The organism is Nonomuraea sp. 3-1Str (assembly GCF_031570565.1).
Lineage (GTDB): Bacteria > Actinomycetota > Actinomycetes > Streptosporangiales > Streptosporangiaceae > Nonomuraea.
Genome location: NZ_JALHBK010000025.1, coordinates 114,826 through 127,297, shown reverse-complemented (window position 1 = coordinate 127,297; position 12,472 = coordinate 114,826). Strand labels below are relative to the sequence as shown.

Here is a 12,472-nt window from a genome sequence, read left to right as displayed (position 1 = left end):
ATCTCAGGAGCAACCACATGTCTGACCTGCACGTAGTCCTCGGCGCCACCGGCGCGATCGGCTCCGCCGTCGTGGCCGAGCTCACCGCCCGCGGCCACCAGGTCCGCGCCGTGAGCCGGAGCGCTGCCAGCGGCCCCGGCGACCTGCGAGCCGATGTCACCACCACCGAGGGCGCCATCGCCGCCTGCCAGGACGCCGCGGTCGTCTACCAGTGCGCCCAGCCGAAGTACGAGCGCTGGGCCGAGGAGTTCCCCGGCCTCATCCGCACGATCCTGACCGGGGTGGAGGCCGCCGGGGCGAAGCTGGTCATGGCCGACAACCTTTACGTCTACGGGCCCGTCGACGGCCCCATGACCGAAGACCTGCCGTACGCCGCCGCCTACCCCAAGGGCCGGGCCCGCGCCGAGGTGGACCAGCTGATCCTCGACGCCCACCGGGCCGGACGCGTGCGCGCGACGCTGGGGCGGGCCTCCGACTACTACGGCCCCGGCGGCGTCAACACCACCATCGGGCCCACCGTCTTCGCCGCCGCCCTGGCCGGGAAGACCGCCCGCTGGGTCGGCGACCTCGACCAGCCGCACACCGTCTCCTACCTGCCCGACATCGCCGCCGCACTGGTCACCCTCGGCGAGCGCGCCGAGGCCGACGGGCGCGCCTGGCACCTGCCCGCCGCCGAGCCCGTCACCGGCCGCCAGTTCCTCGACCTCGTACAGGCCGCGGCGGGAGGCGAGCCGAAGGTCGCCGGACTCGGCCGGGGCGCACAGCGCCTCATCGGACTGTTCAACCCGGTCGTGCGCGAGCTCGGCGAGACCTGGTACCAGCGCGACCGGCCGTTCGTCGCCGACGACTCAGCCTTCCGGAAGGCGTTCGGCCCGGTCGAGGTCACCCCGCACGCCGAGGGCGTCGCCGCGACCCTGGACTGGTACCGGCACCACGCGGCTTGAACGCGTCGGCCCGGCGGCTTCGCGGCAGCCGGCGCCGGCGGATCCCGTGGTTGCGAACACCACGATGCCGGCCTCGGGGGCGGTCAGGCGCCGCCAGCCGAGCCGCTCGTAGAGCCTGATCGCGTCGACCGCTCGCGGAGCGGTGAGCAGCCAGCAGGCGTCGTCGCCGTCGCGCAGCAGGTCGAGGATGCGTCCGGCCAGGCCCTGACCGCGCGCGTGCGGGCTCACCGCCAGCTCGTCCACCTCCAGCGCTCCCACCAGGCGGGTCTCCACCGCGTCGCCGAGCGCGGCGCGGACGAGGTCGTAGGAGCGGCCCACAGGGAAGGGGCTCCGGGTGCGCCATGCCGTCCCGAAACCCGCGGGCTCGCCGTGGTCGTGCGCCAGTACCGCCGTGAACCCCGGGCGGCGGACATCCGTGGTCAGCCGCTCGGCGAAGGCGTCGGCGGCGCGCCCGTCCTCGCACCAGGGCGGCTCACCGAACGCGGACCGGTAGATCCGCACCAGGTGGGCGGCACGGGCGAGCGCGTCCTGGCCGGTGAGGCGTTCGAGGTTCACGCGGGCACCCGCACCTTGCCGATGCCCAGGGTGCTCGTCATCGGCAGCAGACCCGCCTCGAACACGGCACCCAGCAGGGGACGGTTGAGCTCGGCCAGGCGCTCGGCTGCCGCCTCGCCGAGCACCTGCCACGGTCCGGCGGCCAGCTCGTCGGTGAGCCGCTCCACCTGGTCGCGCAGGGCGTGCCCGGCCGGGGTGGCCGTGCCGTCCGCGTCGACGAGGCCGCGGGCCGCCAGCCGTTCCCGCGCGGCGGCCCACTCCTCGGCGCTCCAGCCCCGTCCGGCGAAGCCGGCGTCCGGGGCGGCCCCGACGGAGGCGAAGGAGACCAGCGCCTCGCAGGCGTCCAGGCCGGCGGCGCGCAGGGCGGTCAGGTGCCCGTCGCCGCGGTGCTCGCGCAGCACCGTGTACGCCTGCCACAGGGCCAGGTGCGGCCCGTCCGGCCAGGGCAGGTCGAGGTTGGCCGCGGCCAGCGGCCGGTGAGCGAGCTCGGCGCTCCGCGCCGCCTTGACCGCCAGTTCGGCCGCCTCCTCCAGCGCGCCCGCCTCCGCGTACAGCGCGCGGAGCGTGCGGTCCACCGCCCGCCGCCGGGCGTCGAGCACCTGCCGCGGTGTCGCGACGGCCCAGACGGCGGGGACGTACTCGGCGATCATCGAGGGGCTGAAGCTGTAGAAGGTGGCGGCCACCAGTCCCGGGCCGGCGGCGCCCATCGGGGCCGTACGCCAGGCGAAGTAGCTCGGCCAGCGCGATCCGACGTCGTAGCCGAGCTCCGCCGCCTCCTCGAACGCCTGGGGGCTGAAGTAGAGCGTCGCGTGCACCGGCTCGATCTGATGCCACATGTGGCGCGCGAGCGATCTGGACGTCATCAAAGTCCTCACTGTCTATATACGCTATGACGGTGACGATAGATCCATGGCGCATCACTGGTCAACTCGAAATAGACAGTTATGTCGGCAGGTGGGTGGAGCTCGCGGTCCTCCTGGTGAACTGTCTGGCCGTCACCACGGCGCACGGCCGGGCCGTCTCCCCGCCGCGATCGGGCGCGGAACGGCTCGCCGCGCTCACCACCCGGCTGCCCGCTTCCGCCACGCTCACCGGCGCCGACGCCGACGGGCTGGCGGAGGTCGCCGCGGAGCTGCGCCCGGCGTTCGGCGCGGACGACGGCATCCACGGCGCCGCCACACGGCTCAACGACCTCCTGATCCGGCACCGGGCCGTGCCCAACCTGCACGGCCACCCCGATCAGCCGCCCGTGCTCGCCTTCCACCCGGCTGACGCGACGCTCGTCGACGCGTGGGCCGCGGACATGGGCACGGCACTGGCCATGGTCATCGGCGTGGGTCAGTCGGCCCGGCTCGGCGCCTGCCAGGCCGGCACATGCTCGCTGGTGTTCTTCGACACCACACGCAACGCCTCACGCCGCTTCTGCGACCTGTCGTGCCAGAACCGCGCCAAAGCCAGCGCCTACCGGGCCAGGAGGGCGGGCCGTACGCCCTGACACGGGCGCCTGGCATGACGCCCGCCCCTCCCCCTACTCGCCGCCGCGTCCCGCGCCGACACTGAGGACGGTCAGCACGACGCAGGCTGCCGCGATCGCCGCGACCACGGCGGACACCCCCGCCTGCGACGCCGCCAGCGGCAGGAGCAGGATGACGACGGCGCAGCCCAGGGCCACGACGGGACGGGGCACCGGCTTGGCCGCGATGGGAGCGTGGACCACCCCCAGCAGGACGAGGAACACCGCGGTCGGGATCGCGACGGCGTAGCAGATGGCGAGGGGGGACGCCTTGACGTCGTGCCCCGTCTGCTCGGCCGCGACCTCGAGTCCGGCGCCGAGGGCGGCCAGGGCCGCGAAGAGACCGTAGTGGCCGTACCCCCACAGGTAGGACCGATGGCGGCGGTCGCCGAGACCCTCGCCGGCCGGGGTGAGGAAGTACAGCCACCAGAGCGCGAACAGCAGGACGAGCCCGGACACGGCCATGACGACGAGGGGAGTGCTCGTACGGGCCGCTTCGAGCGCCCCTTCGACACCTCGCGTCGCGGCGAGGACGCTCTCGCCGAGCAGGATGATCGTGAACAGGCCGTAGCGCTCGGCGATGTGGTGCGGATGCCAGGTGGTCGGTCTGGTCCGTTCCGCCCAGAGCGGCACCGCGAGCTCCAGGACGACCAGCGCGGCGAAGAACGGCAGCGCGGCCGGCGACGGCAACGCACCCGTCTCGGCCAGGACCAGGCGCAGTACCCAGCCCGCCTGCATGACGGTGATCCCCACGGCGTACCGCAGCGCGGTACGGCGGCCGGCCGCATCCTCGACCCCGGCCCGCACCCATTGGGCGACCAGCGCGATCCTCATGATCAGGTAACCGATCGTGACGGCGCGGAAGTCGGAGTGCACGGCCGCGGCCGGCACCCCGGCGGCCAGGACGAGCACGCCGCCCATCTGCACCATCGTCAGCAGCCGGTAGGGGACGTCGTCGGTGTCGTACGACGAGGCGAACCAGGTGAAGTTCATCCACGCCCACCAGATCGCGAAGAACACCTGCAGGAACAGCACCAGCCGGGCCAGGCCGTGACCGTCGGCGACGTCATGGGCCAGCTGGGCGGTGGCGGCGGCGACCGCCACCACGAAGGTGAGGTCGAACAGCAGCTCCAGCGGGCTTGAGGCGCGGTGGGGCTCGTCGATCGCCCGTGCGCTCATCCGCACCCGGATCGCTGGTGGCACGGTCTTGCTCCTGTCTGTCCATGGCAGTCCGTTCAGCCGGCAAGACAGCGCAGCATCCCGGTCTGTGACACCTCGGTGCCGGGATCAGCGACTTTATAAGACCTTTCATCGAAGCTGTCACAGGCCGGAGTGCTGTCTGGTCTTAGCTGGTGACCGGACGGCAATCGAGGCCCCGGCGTACAGGAAGGCTTCTCATGAAGATCGTGGTGATCGGCGGCACCGGCCTGATCGGGTCGAAGCTCGTGACGAGGCTCGGCGAGCACGGCCACGAGGCGGTGGCCGCGGCGCCCGGCACCGGCGTCAACACCCTCACCGGCGAAGGACTGGCCGAGGCCCTGACCGGCGCCTCCGTGGTGATCGACGTGTCCAACTCCCCGTCCTTCGAGGACCGCGCGGTGATGGAGTTCTTCGAGACCTCCACGGGCAACCTGCTCGCCGCCGAGGCGGCGGCGGGTGTCGGGCATCATGTCGCGCTGTCGGTCGTGGGAACCGAGCGGCACCCCGAGATCGGCTACTTCCGGGCGAAGATCGCTCAGGAGCGGCTGATCGAGAAGTCGTCGATCCCGTTCTCGCTCGTGCACGCGACGCAGTTCTTCGAGTTCGTCCGGAGCATCGCCGACACCGCCGCGGACGGTGACACGGTGCGGATCGCGTCGGTGCTCTTCCAGCCCATCGCGGGCGACGACGTCGCCCGGCAGGTCGGCAGGATCGCGGTGGGGACGCCGTTGAACGGCAGGGTCGAGATCGCCGGGCCGCAGCGGTTCCGGATGGACGAGTTCTTCCGCGACGCCCTGGCCGCCATGGGCGATCCGCGTGAGGTGGTCACCGACCCGCACGCGCGTTACTTCGGGGCCGAGCTGACCGAGCGGACCCTGGTGCCGGGCGACGGCGCCGTTCTCGGCGAGATCACGTACGCCGACTGGCTGGGCCGGACCCCGGCCGGCGGCTGACGCGTCAGATTCCTCAAGGAGGCACATCATGTCCGGCTCCGAGCCCACGTCCCGATCGACCGCGTGGCAGACGGCGCTCACCGTGCTGCAGGAGGCCGAGCCGCCGTTCATCCCGGCGGGAGCGCACGCGATGACCGTGGTCGTCGAGTTCCCGCCCGGTGACCCCGGCACGCCGCCGCACCGGCACTCCGGCCCGGCGTTCGGCTACGTGGTGGAAGGCGAGATGCTGCTGGAGATAGAAGGCCGGCCGGAGAGGGTCGTACGCGCCGGCGAGGCGTTCTGGGAGCCGGGTGGCGACGTCATCCACTACCAGGACGGCAACAACCGCGACGACGTCCCGCTCCGTTTCACCGTCACGATGCTGTGCGAGCCCGGCATGCCGATGCTCACCCTGGTCGGCGACGAAGAGCTCGCGCAGCGTCGCGAGCGCCGCGCCCCTGGCCCGTCCTGACCCGCGGCGACGCAGGCCGCGCCGCCGGTGGCGTCGAGACCGCCGGACGGGCACGTGAAAGGCTGGGCAGGTCCATCCGGCGGACAGGGGTGATCATCATGGGGGACACCGGACCGGCGAGGAACCACTCCGGTGAGCCGGGCGGCCTCGACCAGGCCGCAGGCGTCTTCGCCGGCGTGCGGCCGCGCCTGTTCGGGATCGCGTACCGGATGCTGAGCAGCTCCACCGAGGCCGAGGACCTGGTCCAGGAGGTCTGGCTGCGCTGGCAGACGTGCGACCGCGACACCGTGGCCGACCCGGCGGCGTTCCTGGCCACGGTGACCACGCGGCTGGCCATCAACGCTCTGCAGTCGGCCCGGGTCCGCCGCGAGACGTACATCGGCCCGTGGCTGCCCGAGCCGGTCGACACCAGCGCCGACCCGTACCTCGGCGCCGAGCGCGGTGAAGCCCTCGGCTTCGCGGTCCTGCTGCTGCTGGAGCGGCTCACGCCGACCGAACGGGCGGCGTACGTGCTGCGCGAGGCGTTCGACTACCCCTATCGGCAGATCGCCGACATCATCCAGGTCAGCGAGGTGGCAACCCGGCAGCTCGTCAGCAGGGCCCGCAAGCACCTGCTCTCCGGGCGCCGCGCGCCGGTGACCGGGGCCGAGCAGCGCAGGCTGCTCACCGCCTTCGTCGCCGCCGCCCGTTCCGGCGACCTCGCCACGCTGGAGGAGCTCCTCGCGGCGGACGCGATCAGCTACTCCGACGGCGGCGGCGCCGTCCGGGCCTCTCGCATCCCCGTCGTGGGCGGGCTTCGCGTGGCCAAGTACGTCAGAGCGTTCGCGGACCGCTTCTGGGCCGGGGTCGAGGTGGAGTGGGGCAGCGTGAACGGCCAGTCGGCCGCCGTGCTGAGCCGCGACGGCCAGGTGTTCACGGTGCTGACGGTCAACGCCTCCGGCGAGGGCATCGACCAGGTGCTGTGGATGATGAACCCCGCCAAGATCAGTACCCGCTGAGGCGGCCGGCCATGACCGACCCGGGCGCCGTCTCCCTGGTGGAGATGCTGGAGGAACGGCAGCACCTGCTGGACGTCGCGGGGCGGATGTCGGGCTCCGCCGCCATGGCCGACCGCGTCGTCCGCGAGACCTACCGCCGCTGGTACGCCCTCGGCGACGACGAACGCGCCGGCATAGCGGTGCCGCGTGCCTGGCTGACCCGGGTGGCGCAGGGCATCTGCCTGAGCTCGCTCGCCTCCGGCGTCCCGGAATCCCGCTCGGCGGCGCCGCCCGTGACCGGCGCCCCCGTTCGCCGGCCCGATCCTGTCGCCGGCCCGGCACCACGCGACCCCGCCATGGTGGAGAGCCACGACCGCGTCGTGCGCCGTTTCGCCGCGGCGTGCGGCGCGGGAGACGCAGGCGCGCTGAAGGCGGTGCTGGCCGCCGACGCGGTGGCGGTGAGCGATGGCGGCGGCCGGGTGCGCGCCGCCGCGCACCCGACCCACGGCGCGGCCGCGGTCGCCCGCTTCGTCACGGCCCTGCTGGCCGGCCGCCCGGGGCCCGCCGTGGCCGTCGAGTCCGTGAACGGCCGGACGGGTCTGGTGCTGCGCCGGGACGGCCGGGCGGTGGGGGCGGTCAGCGTGAGCGTCGACGGTACCGAGGTCACCGCCGTGTGGATCGTGCTGAACCCCGACAAGCTGCACAGCTGGCACCACCGGTGACCAGCGCGCGGCTGGGGTCGGGCGACATGCTCATGGAGCCCGACGGCGCCGCCGGGAGCCGATGCGCGGCAGCGGAGGCTACATCGTCGTCCCGCCTGAGACGTCCAGCCGGTGTCCGGTGATGTAGCGGCTGTCGTCGGAGGCCAGGAAGGCGACGGTGTCGGCCACGTCCTCGGGCGTGCCCAGCCGCCCGAGGGGCGTCTGCGACGACAGCCAGGCCAGGGCCTCGCCGACCAGGCGTCCTTGGTGCATGTCGGTGTCGATGACGCCGGGGGCCACGAGGTTGACCGTGATGCCGCGTGGCCCGAGCTGCTTGGCCAGGGCGGTGGTCAGGACGTCGAGCGCGGCCTTGGACATGGCGTAGTCGATCGCCCGGGGCATGGCCGCGCCCCGGGTCAGCATCGTGCCCACGGTGACGATCCGCCCGCCGTCGCGCAGCCGCGGCAGGGCGAGCTGGGTGATGAAGAACGGGGCCGCGGTGTTGACCGCGAACAGGCGCTGGAAGCCCTCCCGGGTGACACCGTCGATCTCGCTCTGGCCGCCGAGGACGCCCGCGTTGTTGACCAGGACGTCCAGCCCGTCGGCGTGGGCGTCGAAGCCGGCCCACAGGGCTTCGGCGTCGCCCGGCGCGCCCAGCTCGGCCTGGACGGCGAAGGCCCGTCCGCCGGCTGCTTCGACGGCGGCGACGGTGTCCTCGGCGGCCGCGTGGTTGCTGCCGTAGTGCACGGCGACGCGAGCGCCTTCGCGGGCCAGCCGGGTGGCGATCGCGCGGCCGATCCCCCGGCTCGCGCCGGTCACCAGCGCCGTCTTTCCGGTCAATCTCATCATGATCATGCCTTTCGGTGCCCGCCGGCGATCGTGAAAGGTCGCGGCGGACTGAACAGGGGTGCGCTGTTTCGCGTACTGCGTACTCGAAAATGACCATAGTCATTCAGGTACGATGTACGCAAATGAGGGAAGAGGTGCGCATGGCCGACCAGGAACCGATGAGCATCTGGACGCGGCCGGAGCGGCAGGAGCGTTCCGGACCGGGACGGCGCCCCGGCTACAGCCGCGAGCAGATCACCCGGACGGCCGTCCGGGTCGCCGACGCGGAAGGGCTGGAAGCCGCCACGATGCGGCGGATCTCGTGTACGCCGTCGCCGCGCTCATCCCGACGCTCCGCTCCCGCTGAACAGGAAGTCACGGGTACAGCTCCCGCCATCAGTCCCTGGCCCGGCCTCCTGATGCGGTGGGCAAGGGTGGGTAGTCGTCGACGGTCATGGCGTTGTGGAGACGTGCGCTCCTGGTGGTGAGGCGGAGGAGGGCGCGGCTGGGCCCCGCCGGCAGGGCGGAGATCAGGCGGGCGCCCTGGGCCAGTCCCTGCACGCCGAGGCGGGACCTGGGGATCAGGGTCTTCGCCGCGCTCAGCGCGGCGGCGCGGCTGCCGCGCACGTACTCCGCCATCGCGCGCCCGTAGGCGGGGAAGGCCCGCTCGTGGTCACCGCCCGCCCGCGCCAGCTCCCCCGCCAGGACGTACGCCCCGACGACCGCCAGGCTGGTGCTGCCGCCCACGGCCGGGCCGGGGCAGTATCCCGCGTCGCCGACGAGCGTCACCCGCCCCCGCGACCAGGTGTCCATGCGCAGCTGGGTGATCGAGTCGAAGTAGAACGCCGGGGTGCGGTCGAGCTCGTCCAGCCAGCGGTCCACCTCAGGGTGCATGCCGCCGAACGCACCGCGCAGCAGCTCTTTCTGCCGGGGCACGTCGCGGTGGTGGTGGCCGAGCTCGCGCTCGCTCCGGAACAGGAACAACGCCCGCGCGTCGCCGAGGTGCCGCGCGCCGTACATGCCGGCGGTGCGGCCGACGCCGACGTGCATGAGGAGCTCGCCGTCGAGGCCGGAGGCGTTGGGCAGGGTCAGCACCCCGAGGTAGGCCCCGACGAAGGCGCTGAAGCGGGACTCCTCGCCGAAGACGAGGCGGCGCACGTTGGAGTGCAGCCCGTCCGCGCCGACGACGAGGTCGAAACGGCGCGGCGCGCAGTTCTCGAACCGCACCTCGCCATCGGGAGAGATCGCGGTGATCGAGTCGCCGAAGACGTACTCGACGTCGTCGCGCGCGGCGTCGTAGAAGATCTCGCTCAGGTCGTCGCGCATGATCTCGACGTGCCGGTCGGAGGTGGCGCTGAAGATCTTGGAGAGGTCCACCCGGACGGGACGCCGAGCGCCCTCCCGGTGGACGGTCATCCGGTTCGCTCCGGTGGCCCGCTCCTCCACGCGCGGGAGCACCCCCATCTTCTCCGAGATGTTCATCGCGGGCCGGAACAGGTCGACCGCGTGGCCGCCGGTCCTGCGCAGAGCCGGCGCGCGCTCGACGACGGTGACGGAGAAGCCGTACCTGGTGAGCCAGTACGCCAGCACCGGACCGGCGACGCTGGCGCCGGAGATGAGAATCCGCATGGCATCCCTCCTTGTCGTTCAGTCCGCCCGTACGGCGTGGCGCACGCCGCCGTTCACGTACGGACCGCCGTCGGAAACAGTCGTGAGCCCACTGTCGCCGCCGGTACCCGCCGGTGGATTGGACGAATGTTCCCTCCACCCGCTCGTTCGGCGATCCGGTCGAGGGCGTACTGGAACGCGGAACTCGTGCGCGGGGACCTGGGCGAGACCGTTCAGCGGCTCAAGCGGGAGCCGGGCAAGGGGCTGGGCGGTAGCCATCGGGCTGTTCAAGCGACCTACCACTAGCATGAGACGGTGCGGACGTTCATGCACGGTACGGCTGTGTGGGGCGTCGCGTGCCCGCGGCGGCCCAGCCGGGTCGCCGGGGTCACCATGGCCGGGTTCCGTGTCCACGACCTGGACGCGCTCCGGATGGTCCCGCACCCGGCCGTGACGCTGCTTCTGGACTTCGGCGCCGGTTCGCCCGTCGTGGACGATGCCACCGGGCGGCAGCAGCGGGGAAGCATCGTCGCCGGGCCCGGGATCGGATCCGGCGGCGCGGTCTGGGCGCGCGGCGAGAACGTCGAGTGCTTGCAGGTGCGCCTGTCCCCGGTGATCGCCCGCGCGGTCCTGGGCGCCTCCCCCGCCGACCTCGACGGCGCTCTCGTGTCCCTGGGCGACCTGTGGGGCCGGGAGGCGTCACGGATCCGCGAGCGGCTGGGCGATGTCTCGTCGTGGCAGGATCGCTTCGCGTTGACGGACGCGCTGCTCGCCCGCCGGTACGCGGCGGGGCCGCCGGTGGACCCGGAGGTGGCCTGGGCCTGGAACCGGATCGTCGGCAGCCGTGGCCTGGCCCGGGTCGACGGACTCGCGGCCGAGATCGGCTGGAGCCGCAAGCGGCTGTGGTCCCGGTTCCGCTCGCAGCTCGGCCTGCCGCCCAAGCGCGCGGTGAAGCTGGTCCGCTTCGACCATGCCGCCCACCGCCTGGTCGCGGGTGAAGGCGCGGCCCGGGTCGCGGCCGACTCCGGCTACGCCGATCAGTCCCACCTGCATCGCGACGTCATGGCGTTCACCGGGGCGACCCCCGCGACGGTGGCCGGCGAGCCGTTTCTCGCCGTTGACGACATCGCATGGCCCAGCCGCGGAGCACCCGCCGAGCCTCACGTCTCCGGGGATCTGTCCGGCTCGGTCACCGGCCGGAGGTGAGACGGCCACCGCCGTGAACGTCGCCGCGGCCACCTGCGCGGGCCAGGTCCGGGGTGGAGCGGCGCGGCGGGCTCAGCCGTTGACGAAGGTGAGGCTCGTCGCGTCGTAGCGGGTGCCCGCGACCTGCTCGGGCGGGGCGGCGGCCTCGATGGCGGCGAGGTCCCCGGCCGACAACTCGATGTCCAGGGCCGCGAGGTTCTCCTCCAGGTACCGCTGCCGCCGGGTGCCGGGGATCGGCACCACGTCGTCGCCCCGGTGCTGCACCCACGCCAGGGCGAGCTGGCCGGCGGTGACTCCCTTCGGCGCGGCCAGCTCGTTCAGCTTCGCGACGATCGCCAGGTTGCGTTCGAGGTTGCCGTCGGCGAACCGCGGCTGGCTGCGCCGCACGTCGGTCTCCGCCAGCCCCTCGACCGAGCTGTACCGGCCGGTCAGGAAGCCGCGTCCGAGTGGCGAGAACGGGACCAGGCCGATGCCGAGCTCGCGGCAGACCGGGACGATCTCCGCCTCCAGGTCGCGCGTCCACAGCGACCACTCGCTCTGCAGCGCGGCGATCGGGTGCACCGCGTGCGCCCGCCGGATGGTGCTCGCGCCGGCCTCGGACAGCCCGAGGTGGCGGACCTTCCCGGCCGCTACCAGCTCCGCCATGGTCCCGACGGTCTCCTCGATCGGCACCTCCGGGTCGACCCGGTGCTGGTAGTAGAGGTCGATGTGGTCGACCCCGAGCCGGCGCAGCGACGCCTCGCACGCCTGCCGCACGTAGGCGGCGTCGCCGCGGATCCGGGTGGGCTCGCCCAGGCGGTTGGCGAAGCCGAACTTCGTGGCCAGCACCACCTCGTCCCGGCGCCCCGCGATGGCCCGTCCGATCAGCTGCTCGTTGTGGCCGACGCCGTAGAAGTCGGAGGTGTCCAGGAAGGTCACCCCGAGGTCGAGGGCGTGGCGCAGCGTCGCGATCGACTGCGCGTCGTCCGCGGCGCCGTAGCCGTGACTCATGCCCATGCATCCCAGGCCCTGCGCGGGGACCGCCAGTTCGCCCAGGTGCCGGGTGGGGACGTCGATCATGTTGCTGCCTCCAGGGCTCGGAACCGTGTGCCCATGACGCTAGGGGTTGGAGCGCGCTCGAAGGCAAACGCCCGCTCGCTTCTGTACCTATTAGTATGTACGATGGCGATCGTGGACACGAGAGAACGGCTCATCGAGAGCACCCGCGAACTGCTGTGGGAGCGCGGCTACGTGGGCGCCTCCCCAGGCCGTCCAGCAGCGGTCCGGAGCCGGCCAGGGCAGCATGTACCACTACTTCCGCGACAAGCCCGACCTTGCGCTGGCCGCGATCAGTCGCAGCGCCGAGGAGTTGCGCACCCGGGCCGAGACGGTGCTCGACGGCCCGGGGACACCGCCACCGCGCTCGCGGCGGTCCTGCAGGGCGGCTACCCCGTGGCCCGCGCCGCGGGCGACGCCGAGGTGTACGCGCAGGCCATCGACGGCGCGCTCGGCCTGCTCGCCGGGCACGCCCGCCACTGACCACACCACTGGAGAGGA

The 12,472-nt window shown here is 73.0% G+C and carries 14 protein-coding genes; 7 read left to right on the top strand and 7 right to left on the bottom strand.

The features are described 5' to 3' along the window. Positions 1–17 precede the first annotated feature (17 nt). A complete protein-coding gene (locus MTP10_RS31590; protein ID WP_310713900.1) occupies positions 18–944 on the top strand; it encodes an NAD-dependent epimerase/dehydratase family protein in 927 nt (308 codons plus the stop codon). On the opposite strand, the gene MTP10_RS31585 is transcribed toward MTP10_RS31590, so the two are convergent. Together MTP10_RS31585 and MTP10_RS31580 are read right to left on the bottom strand one after the other, a co-directional pair. Then, on the bottom strand, positions 849–1,499 hold the full coding sequence (locus MTP10_RS31585) for a GNAT family N-acetyltransferase (protein ID WP_310713898.1): 651 nt from the start codon (positions 1,497–1,499) through the stop codon (positions 849–851). The genes MTP10_RS31590 and MTP10_RS31585 overlap by 96 nt on opposite strands. Then, positions 1,496–2,362 (bottom strand): SCO6745 family protein, encoded by an 867-nt coding sequence (locus MTP10_RS31580; protein WP_310713897.1) that lies wholly within the window; start codon positions 2,360–2,362, stop codon positions 1,496–1,498. Before MTP10_RS31580 ends, MTP10_RS31585 begins: the two co-directional genes overlap by 4 nt. Before the next feature lie 32 nt (positions 2,363–2,394). On the opposite strand from MTP10_RS31580, the gene MTP10_RS31575 reads away from it, so the two are divergent. Beyond that, positions 2,395–2,994 (top strand): CGNR zinc finger domain-containing protein, encoded by a 600-nt coding sequence (locus MTP10_RS31575; protein ID WP_310713894.1) that lies wholly within the window; start codon positions 2,395–2,397, stop codon positions 2,992–2,994. A 33-nt stretch (positions 2,995–3,027) separates the two neighbouring features. Here the strand turns inward: MTP10_RS31575 and MTP10_RS31570 are convergent, their stop codons facing one another. Beyond that, positions 3,028–4,215: a low temperature requirement protein A gene (locus MTP10_RS31570; RefSeq protein WP_310713893.1), complete on the bottom strand. Its 1,188-nt coding sequence runs from the start codon at positions 4,213–4,215 to the stop codon at positions 3,028–3,030. Between the two features lie 194 nt (positions 4,216–4,409). Here MTP10_RS31570 and MTP10_RS31565 point away from each other — a divergent pair, with 194 nt between their 5' ends. The 4 genes from MTP10_RS31565 (at position 4,410) to MTP10_RS31550 (ending at position 7,315) form a co-directional block, all read left to right on the top strand. Further along, positions 4,410–5,165 (top strand): SDR family oxidoreductase, encoded by a 756-nt coding sequence (locus MTP10_RS31565; protein ID WP_310713891.1) that lies wholly within the window; start codon positions 4,410–4,412, stop codon positions 5,163–5,165. A gap of 28 nt (positions 5,166–5,193) precedes the next feature. Then, positions 5,194–5,616: a cupin domain-containing protein gene (locus tag MTP10_RS31560; RefSeq protein ID WP_310713890.1), complete on the top strand. Its 423-nt coding sequence runs from the start codon at positions 5,194–5,196 to the stop codon at positions 5,614–5,616. 98 nt (positions 5,617–5,714) lie between these two features. Next, positions 5,715–6,614: an RNA polymerase sigma-70 factor gene (locus MTP10_RS31555; RefSeq protein WP_310713889.1), complete on the top strand. Its 900-nt coding sequence runs from the start codon at positions 5,715–5,717 to the stop codon at positions 6,612–6,614. An 11-nt stretch (positions 6,615–6,625) separates the two neighbouring features. Next, complete coding sequence (locus tag MTP10_RS31550; protein WP_310713887.1) at positions 6,626–7,315, top strand: nuclear transport factor 2 family protein; 690 nt, start codon at positions 6,626–6,628, stop codon at positions 7,313–7,315. A 78-nt stretch (positions 7,316–7,393) separates the two neighbouring features. On the opposite strand, the gene MTP10_RS31545 is transcribed toward MTP10_RS31550, so the two are convergent. Beyond that, positions 7,394–8,143 carry an SDR family oxidoreductase gene (locus MTP10_RS31545; RefSeq protein WP_310713885.1) on the bottom strand — a complete coding sequence of 250 codons (750 nt, stop codon included), beginning with the start codon at positions 8,141–8,143 and terminating at the stop codon, positions 7,394–7,396. A gap of 375 nt (positions 8,144–8,518) precedes the next feature. Further along, positions 8,519–9,751 carry an FAD-dependent monooxygenase gene (locus MTP10_RS31540; protein WP_310713883.1) on the bottom strand — a complete coding sequence of 411 codons (1,233 nt, stop codon included), beginning with the start codon at positions 9,749–9,751 and terminating at the stop codon, positions 8,519–8,521. A 294-nt stretch (positions 9,752–10,045) separates the two neighbouring features. Between MTP10_RS31540 and MTP10_RS31535 the strand changes: the two genes are divergently transcribed. After that, positions 10,046–10,936 carry a helix-turn-helix domain-containing protein gene (locus MTP10_RS31535; RefSeq protein WP_310713881.1) on the top strand — a complete coding sequence of 297 codons (891 nt, stop codon included), beginning with the start codon at positions 10,046–10,048 and terminating at the stop codon, positions 10,934–10,936. 72 nt (positions 10,937–11,008) lie between these two features. Here MTP10_RS31535 and MTP10_RS31530 read toward each other — a convergent pair whose 3' ends face one another. Both MTP10_RS31530 and MTP10_RS31525 read right to left on the bottom strand, forming a co-directional pair. Continuing rightward, entirely contained in the window at positions 11,009–11,995 is a 987-nt protein-coding gene (locus MTP10_RS31530; RefSeq protein WP_310713880.1) for an aldo/keto reductase, read from the bottom strand. A gap of 231 nt (positions 11,996–12,226) precedes the next feature. After that, on the bottom strand, positions 12,227–12,460 hold the full coding sequence (locus MTP10_RS31525; protein WP_310713878.1) for a hypothetical protein: 234 nt from the start codon (positions 12,458–12,460) through the stop codon (positions 12,227–12,229). Between the last annotated feature and the right edge of the window lie 12 nt (positions 12,461–12,472).

Coding starts and splice junctions, on each gene's coding strand:
- MTP10_RS31590 (WP_310713900.1), top strand. CDS start 18: ATGTCTGACCTGCACGTAGTCCTCGGCGCCACCGGCGCGATCGGCTCC.
- MTP10_RS31580 (WP_310713897.1), bottom strand. CDS start 2,362: ATGACGTCCAGATCGCTCGCGCGCCACATGTGGCATCAGATCGAGCCG.
- MTP10_RS31565 (WP_310713891.1), top strand. CDS start 4,410: ATGAAGATCGTGGTGATCGGCGGCACCGGCCTGATCGGGTCGAAGCTC.
- MTP10_RS31560 (WP_310713890.1), top strand. CDS start 5,194: ATGTCCGGCTCCGAGCCCACGTCCCGATCGACCGCGTGGCAGACGGCG.
- MTP10_RS31555 (WP_310713889.1), top strand. CDS start 5,715: ATGGGGGACACCGGACCGGCGAGGAACCACTCCGGTGAGCCGGGCGGC.
- MTP10_RS31550 (WP_310713887.1), top strand. CDS start 6,626: ATGACCGACCCGGGCGCCGTCTCCCTGGTGGAGATGCTGGAGGAACGG.
- MTP10_RS31545 (WP_310713885.1), bottom strand. CDS start 8,143: ATGATGAGATTGACCGGAAAGACGGCGCTGGTGACCGGCGCGAGCCGG.
- MTP10_RS31540 (WP_310713883.1), bottom strand. CDS start 9,751: ATGCGGATTCTCATCTCCGGCGCCAGCGTCGCCGGTCCGGTGCTGGCG.
- MTP10_RS31530 (WP_310713880.1), bottom strand. CDS start 11,995: ATGATCGACGTCCCCACCCGGCACCTGGGCGAACTGGCGGTCCCCGCG.